Source organism: Streptomyces europaeiscabiei, assembly GCF_001550375.1.
Taxonomy (GTDB): Bacteria; Actinomycetota; Actinomycetes; order Streptomycetales; family Streptomycetaceae; genus Streptomyces; species Streptomyces europaeiscabiei.
Map to the genome: position 1 here is coordinate 20,371 of NZ_LRTR01000676.1, position 9,991 is coordinate 30,361.

Consider the following 9,991-nt stretch of genomic DNA (forward strand, 5'->3'; position numbering starts at 1 on the left):
GGCCGCAATCCTGCCAATCGCCTCTGACAACGGCCCTCGTGGCCGCCCCACGAAGAGTTCCGGCACGGGCATCACCCGGGAGAGCGTTACCGCCGGTCCGTTGCCGGCAGATAGCCCGCGAGCAGATCCACGATCGCCGCGTGGATGTCCGTCCACGCGCGCGGTTCGTCGCCACGTACCACCTGGACAGGGACGACCTTGACGCGTCCATTCCGTCCGGGCCGCCGACGGTCAGGAGATGGTCCATCACGATCTCCATCGGCAGAACCCCTTGAAGTTGAGCATCTCGCCGATGGTGAGGTACGCAGACGGCCCTGGTGCCGCCCCACGGGGGAGGGCGGCACCAGGGCCGATCTACGGATAACCGTAGCGCTGAAGTGCTGCTCAGGGGCGGCGAAGCGGCAAGCCGGGCTGTTCGCGTGAGGGGGGACTTCGCGGGCGTACGACACGAGGTCGGGCACCGGCCTGCCGGTGGGCTGGGTGACGACGATGACCCGGCCGTCGTCCAGGCGGGCGGCGAGCGCCTCGTACGGACCGTCCGGCACCGCCTACCGGTATGGCACCGTGCCCGGCCGCCGGGTGAGTCCGGCGATCAGCCAGACGAGCCGGGCCTTGGCGTCCCACCCGTACGAACCGGCCGCGTACGCGCGGGAGGCGGGGTACTCGATACCAGCACGTTTGAGGTCCAGCGAGAGGGCCTCGGCTTCTTCGCGGCTCATCGGCTCACCGCCGGACAACAGGACGCCGGGCTCGGCGGCACCGGGGCCGGTGACCCAGATCGCGGTCAACGCGTCGTTGAGCCTGGGATCGTCGTGCGCCAAGTGTACATAGGGCTCCACCATCTCCTTCGAGATCTGCCCCAAATAGCGCTTGACATGGACCAGGTCGGCGCCGTTCTTCAGCAGGTTCGTGGCCAGGATGTGGCGGGCCTGGTGGCCGCCATGGCGTCCGGGCCCTTCAGCCACCGCTCACCGCCATCCAGGTGACGGCGGTCCGATGGGCCGCAGCAGCCGGGCCGCATCGAGGACATCGGCCAGCCGGTGCTGCCCGGGGTCGGCATAACGGACCGCGTTCGACAGCACCACGGGCACACCGAGCTGGTCGGCCAAACCCACCGTGCGCGGCCAGCCTCAGCGATCCCACGCCGGTGCCCTGCCGTTCCAGATACACGGCCTCCAGGCGAAGCCGTGATCCCGCGAGCTCCCGCCACGGCCCGAATAGCTGCTCGGCGACGTCCTGGCCGCCGAACGCAAGGAACGCGCCCGCATCCGAAGCGAGAAGGGCATCCGCTGGGGCGGACGCCCTCTCACAGCCGCAGCCTGACCGCAACCGGCGAACCTGCGCGGTCCCAGCGCTATCCCGGGGTGGTCATCCCTACGCTGGCGGCGTGACATTGGTGTGGGTGACGGGCAATTCAGGGACTGGTAAGTCCACGGTCTGCGGGGTGTTGCGAGCGCGTGGCTACGTTGCGCTCGATGCCGACGAGGACGGCTTCAGTCGCTGGATCGATCGGGCTAGGGGCGAGTTTGTGGTGGATCCTCCTTATCCGGTTCCTGGGGGCTGGCTCGACCGATACGGGTGGGCGATCATCCGTGAGCGCGTTGAGACCCTCGTCGAGGAGTCTCGTTTCGGAATCGCGTTCTTGTGTGGGTCGGCGGAGAACGAGGCAGACGTCCGCGATCTTTTCGACCTCATCGTGTGCCTGGTGATCGACGAGGACACCCTCCGCCACCGGCTCGCGACCCGCACTACGAACACATTCGGGCAACATCCCGAAGAGCTCGCAGCGGCCCTGAAGTGGAACCCTCGGATGCGAGCGACGTACGAAGGCCGTGGCGCGACGATCATCGATGCATCCAAGCCAGTGACCGAGGTGGTGGGCAGCGTGATCGACGCAGTTCAGGGGCTGGCAGGGGCCACCCGATAAGTAGAAATAGCACTTCACCGTATTGCTCATCGGCAGCCCAACCGCCGCGACCCCGGCCCGGCGCAACGCCAACGCCCGCCACCGCGACGTCCTGGCCGGCCAACGCAAGGAACGCGCCCGCATCCGAAGGGAGAAGGGCATCCATTGGGGCGGACGCCCCCTCGACACCGCAGCCTGACCAACCGCGAACTTACACAGCCACAGCGCATCATCGGTCCGCTCGTGGCCAAGCGCGGACGACCGAAGCGTTGTGAAGATGATCTCGGCTGGGCAGACCCGGAGCCCCGAACGGGACCGGTTCAGGAGAAGGACGGCGCCAGAGGAGAATGACTCAGGAGGCGGACGGCTCGATCTCCCCCGCGAAGACGATGACTTGGTCGATGAGGCTCCGCCGCAGATGGACGACGTCCGTTCCCGCCAGGCGGGGGCCTCCATCCGGCGTCGTGAAGACCCACTGGTACCGGGCCCACTCGTCCGGCATGTCCACCGCCGAACAGCGCACCATCGTGCCGGTCCCCGCGGGGTGGCGCCGGATGTCCAGCACGAACCGCTCGACCGCCTCGATCCCCTCACTGCGGCCCAACGGTCCCCAGAAGACCACGTCCGAGGTTAGGGCCTGGGAGAGCAGCGCAGTCACATAGCTGTCGTCCGAGGCGTTGAACGCGGAGATGAACGTGTCGATCGCGGACCGCGCGGTCTCTTCCTGCATACACCAGTAATACCAGGCGCCTCGCGGACCGCGCTCGTCCCCTGAGCCGTCCCCCGACCACGGTGAACCATCCCGATCACAGCACTAGCTAGTAGGGCTTGGTCAGGTGCGTATGGGTGTGGGTATGTCGCGGCGGCAGGTGGGGCAGGCGCCGGTCCAGGCCGCGAGGAGTATCTGCAGGTCGCGGACGACTTGGTAGAGGCTCAGGCCGGCGCCGCGTCTTTTGGGGCGCGGGCCAGTCGTTGCAGGGTGCAGAAGGCGTGCGCGGCGGAGACGAGGGTGACGTGGTGGTGCCAGCCGTTGAAGGTGCGGCCCTCGAAGTGGGCCAGTCCCAGGGCCTGTTTCATCTCGCGGTAGTCCTGCTCGATGCGCCAGCGGAGCTTGGCGAGGCGGACCAGGGTGGTGGTCAACGGCATGCCGGAGGGCAGGTCGGAGAGCCAGAACTGCACCGGCTCGCTCTCGCCGGCGGGCCATTCGGCCAGCAGCCAGCGCGCGGGCAGTTCCGGGCCGTCGACATGCTGGCGGACCTCGCGTCCGGCGGGCCTAATCCGCTTGGCCCAGTCCGCGTCCTTCGGCCCACCGCCATGAGGAGGAACGGAGTCATCAGCACGATCCCGAGCGCCGCCGCAACCGCCGCGGCGATCCACGCAATCCTGCCCACGGACATCCTTGCTCGCACCGCGGCCTCCCCCGTCCCGGGCCCATCGGCTCTCCGTGGCACGGCGCTACGGTCGTACTACCCCGACCTGTGCTCGCTCAAGGGCCATGATCTGAACCTCAGTGTCGGGCTTGCCATGGACCCGGTGCGCCACCCTCGAGAACTACACGGACACCACCGCAACGAACGCCAGGGCCGTGACGAACCCTGTCGGTGACCTTCAGGCGGAGGGTGTCGCGAACGGATGCCTGGTGGTCCGGGTGGAGGCACAGCACAGGGCGATGTCTACGCCGAAGGGCATGGTCGGCAGGTCGGCGGGGGCGGCCCGCACCCGCTCAACGCCCCCAGGGAGTGCAACCGGACCGTCCACCGGCCAACTCGAAGCAGGCCCGCGCGTCAGACGGCCGCTCGATGCCGATCATCAGGGTGTAGATGGCACGGTTCGGTACGACGACCTGCCCCGACTGCTGCTGCTCGTCGGTGGTCTCGACCCACACCCGGTCCCCGCGCCGCGGTTCGATGATCCGGCCCCATGACGCCCGGCACATCAGGCTGACGCGCAGCTCCACGACCCGGCCGGCGATCTCCCGCCGCGCACGCGTGTCCGCGTCCGTCCAGCAGTCCGTGTCCCTTTGTTCGGAGTTGCGGCCCGTGCAGCTCTCACCTCGGCACGGGCCTGTGCTCAGCCGGGGCGCTGCCTCCTCGCGCCCGCCGCCGTGGGTCCATGCCCAGGTAGCCCAGGTCCCCGCGCCCAGCGCGGCGGCCAGAGCGGCCCCCGCCGCCGCGACCGCCACGGTCCTGCTGCTCAGGTTCCGTTCCCTCGGGGCGAGCGGCGGCGTGGCGGCCCGGACGTCCGCCCTCGCCGGGGAGTCCACCGCGCTTTCGCGCCTGGTCTCCCCTCCTCCGGTCTCCCCTCCGGCCGTGGTGTCGCGCGCGTCCCGTCCGCTCCAGGCACGGTCGGCGAGCCGCCACAGTGCCAGCATTCTCGCCGGATCCGCGCCGCTCAGCTTTGCGAGCGCCTCCACCGCGTCGCGGGGCGGCAGCGTCTTGCCGTTGAGATAGCGCTCCCACGACGACTTGCTGTACGAGGTCCTGGCCGCCAGCGCGGCGAAGCTCAGTCGGGTGCCGTCCTTGGCCTCCCGCAGCCGCTCCAGGAGGTGGCGGACCTCGGGCGCGGTCGGCTCCGATAAGCCGCTCGGCTGCGGCCGAGCGCCCTCAGCCACTCGGTTTCCTGAGTTCGCGCCAGGTCATCGGACCAACGATGCCGTCGTCGTCGAGTCCACGGGATCGCTGGAACCTCTGGACCGCGGCCTTGGTGTTGGGCCCGAACGACGCGTCGATCCCCTTCGGGTCGAAGCCGTGCTTCTTGACCAGGCACTGAACCTCCGCGACCGCCTCGACGGTGGTTCCGACGCCGTACTCGTCGGTCAGGGTCGTGCTGTGCCCGGCGTACAGAAGGCCGTCGCGCACCGTGAAGTAGCACGGGAAGGTCCGCGCGGAGTACGTGGCGGTCGGCACGCCCGTGCTTCTGCCCTGCTCGCGCGGCTCCGCCGCCGACTCCCAGGGCCGTGCGGCCAGCAGGGCCGCCGCTGCGAGCACCACCACGACGGTGGCCGCCGACCCCATGGCCAGCGGCCCCCTGGGCAGGGGTCGGCCGGGGCCCTTTCGCTCGCTCGGGGATGCCGTCTCGTGCTGCTGCGCGGGTTCCTGTGGCCGCTCCTCCTCTCGCGCCGCCTGCTGCCCCTGCTGCCCCTGCGGACCAGGCGGTGCGGGGTCCGGTCCGACAGCGGATGTGGCCACCTCCCACAGTGCCGTCAGGTTGATCCGATCACCGCCGCATACGTCCGCCATGGCCTCGACGGCGTGCCGGGGCGGCACCGCCTTCCCGTTGAGGTAACGCTCCCACGACGATCTGCTGTACGAGGTCCTGCTCGCCAGTGCGGCCAGGCTCAGACCGCTGTGGTCCTTCAACTGTCGGAGCTGCACCAGGAGTTGCCGGATCCGAGGATCCAGCGACTCGGGCAGCGCCTTCCAACGCGACATGTCCCACCCCTTCGCGCACTCCTTTGTGTGCGGCTTCAGTGTGGCTAAGCGTACGGATATGCGACCGTCCGGACACACGTTCCCCATCTCTCTCGTCCCTCGCGCCTTCACGCGATCCGTACGTCCCGCCGCCGCGTCGTCCCGCATGACGTCCCAGCAGGTCAGAGTGGGGTGCATCCCGTGCTGTCCCAACCGGGCGGGTTCTGTGGCCGGCGGGGAGCCCGACCCTCCAGCATGGCTCTCGTTCGACCGGACGGCACGGTTCACCCGGGCCGTTCGCCGAACACGACCGATATCCAGACCACACCTATTCCGGGGGTTTCCCATGGCACTCAGCGCAGCCCGCAGACGCACCGCGATCATGCTCGCCTCCCTCACCCTGGTGGGCGGCACGGCCACCGGGGGCGTCGCCGTCGCAGCCGGAACCGCCGCGGCCACGGTCTTCCCGTGCGACGTCAACATGAGTTCCAGCGGCCGGCTCTCCGCCGGTTACTACAACGGCAACACCGTCATCCCCTCCACCTCGCAGGTGACCGCCGCCGGCAAGGAAGCGCAGTGCATCCTGAAGTACCACGGCTACAACCCGGGGACGGTCGACGGCGTCTTCGGCCGCAACTCCAAGGCGGCGGCGACGAGGTTCCAGGAAATCTACAACGACGCCTGCAGGGGCAGCCTGGACGAGGACGGTGTGGTCGGCGAGGAGACCTGGCCCCGTCTCCGCCGTCTCTCCTGCTGACCGTGGCGTAGACGCGCTGGACTGTGGACCGCCTCCGGTAGGGGTCTCGTACGGTCTGGCCGAGCCAGGGCGAGTCGGGGACGGGGGCAGCTCGGGGTGAAGGAGGTGTTCGTAGGGTCGAGGTCGCCGAGCGGGAGCGGGGGCATGGAAGTTCTCCGTGGGGTGGTCGGTCGGCTCCAACCCGGTCGCTGTACTTCTTCCGGGACGCCTACCGCCAGTGGGCCGTCGGCCACTGGCGGCGGATGCGCGAGGTCCTGGGCGACACGTGGTGACGCCTCCGCATGGGAGGTGTGGGAGCGGGTCGACCCGCCCGGTCTTGAGCACCAGGCTGTGCCTGCGGGATATCTCGCGTGCCGCCACCCGGCCGCAGGCACAGCCGTGTTGATCAGCGCAGGGGTGGTGACGCTCCTCTACCTGCTGCCGAGCTCGGGCGGGAACGGAGGGCCGCCCTCCCGCTGACCAGCTCGGTCGGCTTCTCCCGCACCTCGCGGTACAAGTACGTGCCGGTGCTCAAGGACGCTCGCCATCAGCACCGCGTCGACCTCGGCGGAGCTGGAGGCGGCGTCGGCTGTTTTGCCGGGTGGCGGGAGTGAAGCGGGACTTCAGTCGTGCGGGGGCGGTCTCACGGAGACCGCCCCAAGTACTGGCAGCGGCGGGCGACTGCTTGGCGTTGGCGGCGCCAGTTCGACCAGCTCAGCGCGTGGTGTCGTCTGCGGTGTCCGCTCAGGTGCGGGGGTAGGGCCCGACAAGCTGCCAGGAGTCGCCGAACCTCCGCCACTGTGAGCCCGATGACCCCGGGTGCCTCATCTGTTCCGCCCTCTTTTCCGAGAGCAGGTGTGCCGTGGGGGACAGGGAGGCGTGCGCGAGCATGGCCAGGGTGATGTGCCGGTACCAGCCCGTGTAGCGGCGGACCTCGTACTGGTCCAGGCCGCATTCGTTCTTCGCCGCCTGGAAGCACTCCTCGATCGCCCAGCGTGTGCCGGCGACTCGCACCAGCTCCTGGACGGTGACCTGAAGGGGTGCGTAGGCGAGGTAGTAGGCGATCTCGTCGGGCTTGCTGATGCTGTGCCGGGCCAGTGCCCATCGCATCCGGTGGGGGACCTCGCCCTGATGGTCGAACTCGGCGACGGCCGGCAGCCGCACTGCTGCCCAGTGGTAGACGCGGGCCCCTTCGCGCCGTTGCCGCAGGAGATCTTCTGCCACGCTTCGTCCGGGGCCTGCGCAAACAGCCCCTCGATCCGTGAACAGCCCACGCTGAACTGGGACGTGGGGACTGCCAGTACGTAGCCGACACCCGACTGCTCCAGCAGTCGGCGGAACCGGTTGTCCTGACCGTAGGCGGAATCCGCGGTGACCCAGGCGATGGGCAGCGGCGCGGCGAGGGCCCGCAGCACCATGTGCCGGGCCAGTTCCCCCCTTGGTGGCGAACTCCCGCTCGTCGGGGACCCTTGAGGTGCGGCAGCGTTCCCGGTCCTCGGTCCATGTCTTCGGGAGGTAGAGCTCGCGGTCGACCAGGGCCCGGCCGCGGGCGGAGGCGTAGGCGGCGAAGACGCCGATCTGGCAGTTCTCGGTGCGGCCGGGGGCCCGTATCTCAATAAGTGCTCGGCAGAGGGATGTTGGTGGGAGTCTGAGATATGACCCCGTGTCTGTCAGGCCGTGTTGCCGCTCGTGCTCTGCGGGCCAAGTTCGATCAGATCCTGCCGCACTTCGATGAGCGCCGCCGTCGGTTGTACCTGGCCAGTGAGGCGACGGCCCTCGGCCGCGGGGGGATCGTCCGGGTCGCCGCCGCCTCCGGCACCAGCACTGCAACCATCGCGCGAGGCATGGCCGAGTTGGCCGGTTGCTCCTCGCCGACTTTGCGGGTCCGGGCTCCAGGTGCGGGCCGCAAGCGGCTGACAGACACCGACCCTGGTCTGCTGCCCGGGCTGGAGTCGCTGATCGAGCCGCACACCCGGGGCGACCCCGTCTCCCCGTTGCGGTGGACCACGCTGTCGTTACGGGCCCTGGCCTCGACCCTCACCGCACAGGGCCACCCGATCAGCGCTTCAACCGTCGGACACCTGCTGCACACCCTGGGCTACAGCCTGCAGGGAACCGCGAAGACAACAGAGGGCATCAGCCATCCGGACCGCGATGCCCAGTTCACCCACCTCAATGCCACCGCCGCCGCGTTCCTCAACGATGCCCAGCCGGTGATCAGCGTCGACACCAGGGCCAAGGAATGGCTCGGCAACCGGGACCGGCCCGGTCGCACCTGGCGCCCGGCCAAGAACGCGATCAAGGTGGACTGCCACACGTTCACCACCAACGACCAGCCCATGGCGATCCCCTACGGGATCTACGACATTGCCAACAACACCGGATGGGTCAACGTCGGCACCGACCACGACACCGCCCAGTTCGCGGTGGAGTCCATCCGACGCTGGTGGCAGCACCGCGGACGAGCGGACCACCCGAATGCCACCCGGCTCCTGATCACCGCCGACTCCGGCGGCTCCAACGACCCTCGCCGCTGGACCTGGAAAAGCAACCTCGCCACCTTCGCACGAGAGAGCGGCCTGGAGATTACCGTCTGTCACCTACCGCCGGGAACTTCGAAGTGGAACAAGATAGAGCACCGGATGTGCTGTCACATCACCGCGAACTGGCGGGGGCGGCCGCTGACCAGCTACCAGGTCGTCCTGGAGACCATCGCCGCCACAACCACCAGGACCGGCCTGACCATCGGGGCCGAACTGGACACAGGCAGCTACGACCTCGGCATCAGCGTCACACCCGCCGAGTTCCACGCCCTTCCGATCACACCCAACACCTTCCACGGTGACTGGAACTACACGCTGTCTCCCGTTCCACCGCGAGCGCCAGACGCGCCGGCAACGACACACCAGGCCGACCCGGCCCTGACCGCGATGCTCACCGACCCGGCCCTGACCGGCATGTCACGAACCGACTTCGAGCATCTGGTGGCGGTCTCGGAGCCTTTCTGGGACGCCTTGGCCGAGGCAGCATTCCAGCGACGCTTCCACCGCCCGCGCAGCTACCGCCATCCACGGACCAGCAGCGTGGACCACACCCACCGGCTCCTGGCAGCCATCCTCCGCCGCCGCAGAGCGATGACCATGACGTTCCTGGCACAACTGCTGGGCGTCAACCGCACCAACCTGTCCATCCAGTACCAGGACGCAAAACGGCTCCTGGACCTGCACAGGATCCTCGTCACGCCGATACCCGGATCGCCCGCCCGCACATGGGAACAGCTACACGCCCGAACAACCCCCGCGGAAACCCGTCGCTGACAGTTATTGAAGTACGGGCCCCGGCGGTGCCGGAGTACTGCCGTTGGACTCCGGCGGATGTAGTGCCCTTCTTCAGGAACCCGGTGTCGTTGATGATCAGTACACCGTCGGGGCGGCCGAGGTGTTCGGCGACGTAGGTCTGCAGGTCGTCGCGGATGTCGTCGGGGTTCCAGCGGGCTCGGGAGAGCAGGTGCTGCAGTCCGTCCGGGGTGGCGTGGCCGGCGTGTTCGGCAAGTTGCCAGCTGTTTTTTCGGGCCACCGGGGCGAGCAGTGCGCGCACGTAGTCCCGCATGCGGCGGCGTGGTTCGACACGGCCGAAGTGGCGCCCGATGGTGGTGAAGAGGTGGTCCAGGTCGCGGTCCCAGGTCTCGGCTGCCTGTTCTGTGATCACGACCGGAGGCTTCCCAGGCCCGGGGCGACCTTGCCATCGGGGGCACTCCTTCGAGGGGCGTGCGGGCAGAAGCCGTCGGTGACGGCATCCTGCCCGCTACACTCCCACCGCTCGACGTTTCCCCAGGTCAAGCCACGAAGTACTGCTGGAGTACTAGTAGTGCTTGGTCAGGTTCATTCGTCGGTGGTGTGTCCGGTTGAGGGGCTGCGTCGTTGACCGGGTGTGACACCT

The 9,991-nt window shown here is 68.9% G+C and carries 6 protein-coding genes and 6 pseudogenes; 4 read left to right on the forward strand and 8 right to left on the reverse strand.

What is annotated here, in order from left to right:
- Positions 1–548: 548 nt before the first annotated feature.
- Together AWZ10_RS33155 and AWZ10_RS54215 are read right to left on the reverse strand one after the other, a co-directional pair.
- Positions 549–965, reverse strand: a complete 417-nt coding sequence (locus AWZ10_RS33155) for a tyrosine-type recombinase/integrase (protein ID WP_060892846.1) — start codon at positions 963–965, stop codon at positions 549–551.
- Positions 935–1,254 (reverse strand): annotated as a pseudogene (locus AWZ10_RS54215) (hypothetical protein); the annotation flags it as partial. The pseudogene AWZ10_RS54215 and the gene AWZ10_RS33155, both read right to left, overlap by 31 nt.
- A gap of 133 nt (positions 1,255–1,387) precedes the next feature.
- On the opposite strand from AWZ10_RS54215, the gene AWZ10_RS33160 reads away from it, so the two are divergent.
- Both AWZ10_RS33160 and AWZ10_RS54220 read left to right on the forward strand, forming a co-directional pair.
- Complete coding sequence (locus AWZ10_RS33160) at positions 1,388–1,927, forward strand: nucleoside/nucleotide kinase family protein (protein ID WP_159058437.1); 540 nt, start codon at positions 1,388–1,390, stop codon at positions 1,925–1,927.
- A gap of 61 nt (positions 1,928–1,988) precedes the next feature.
- Positions 1,989–2,105, forward strand: a pseudogene (locus tag AWZ10_RS54220) (IS630 family transposase); the annotation flags it as partial.
- 153 nt (positions 2,106–2,258) lie between these two features.
- Here AWZ10_RS54220 and AWZ10_RS33165 read toward each other — a convergent pair.
- The 4 genes and pseudogenes from AWZ10_RS33165 to AWZ10_RS33180 form a co-directional block, all read right to left on the reverse strand.
- The gene (locus AWZ10_RS33165; protein WP_024757633.1) at positions 2,259–2,636 is read right to left on the reverse strand and encodes a nuclear transport factor 2 family protein; all 378 of its coding nucleotides are present in this window, start codon (positions 2,634–2,636) and stop codon (positions 2,259–2,261) included.
- A 203-nt stretch (positions 2,637–2,839) separates the two neighbouring features.
- Positions 2,840–3,187, reverse strand: a pseudogene (locus tag AWZ10_RS33170) (transposase); the annotation flags it as partial.
- A gap of 442 nt (positions 3,188–3,629) precedes the next feature.
- Positions 3,630–4,517 carry a helix-turn-helix domain-containing protein gene (locus AWZ10_RS33175; RefSeq protein WP_060892849.1) on the reverse strand — a complete coding sequence of 296 codons (888 nt, stop codon included), beginning with the start codon at positions 4,515–4,517 and terminating at the stop codon, positions 3,630–3,632.
- Positions 4,510–5,337: a helix-turn-helix domain-containing protein gene (locus tag AWZ10_RS33180; RefSeq protein WP_060892850.1), complete on the reverse strand. Its 828-nt coding sequence runs from the start codon at positions 5,335–5,337 to the stop codon at positions 4,510–4,512. The genes AWZ10_RS33175 and AWZ10_RS33180 overlap by 8 nt, the downstream gene beginning before the upstream one ends.
- Before the next feature lie 325 nt (positions 5,338–5,662).
- Between AWZ10_RS33180 and AWZ10_RS51770 the strand changes: the two genes are divergently transcribed.
- Positions 5,663–6,073, forward strand: coding sequence for a peptidoglycan-binding domain-containing protein (locus tag AWZ10_RS51770; protein WP_060892851.1), 411 nt, complete (start codon positions 5,663–5,665; stop codon positions 6,071–6,073).
- Positions 6,074–6,796: 723 nt separating this feature from the next.
- On the opposite strand, the pseudogene AWZ10_RS55920 reads toward AWZ10_RS51770, so the two are convergent.
- Positions 6,797–7,651 (reverse strand): annotated as a pseudogene (locus tag AWZ10_RS55920) (IS701 family transposase); the annotation flags it as partial.
- A gap of 56 nt (positions 7,652–7,707) precedes the next feature.
- On the opposite strand from AWZ10_RS55920, the pseudogene AWZ10_RS33195 reads away from it, so the two are divergent.
- Positions 7,708–9,506 (forward strand): annotated as a pseudogene (locus tag AWZ10_RS33195) (ISAzo13 family transposase).
- Here AWZ10_RS33195 and AWZ10_RS33200 read toward each other — a convergent pair.
- Positions 9,389–9,721: pseudogene (locus AWZ10_RS33200) on the reverse strand (transposase); the annotation flags it as partial. The pseudogenes AWZ10_RS33195 and AWZ10_RS33200 sit on opposite strands and share 118 nt — an antisense overlap.
- Positions 9,722–9,991: the final 270 nt, after the last annotated feature.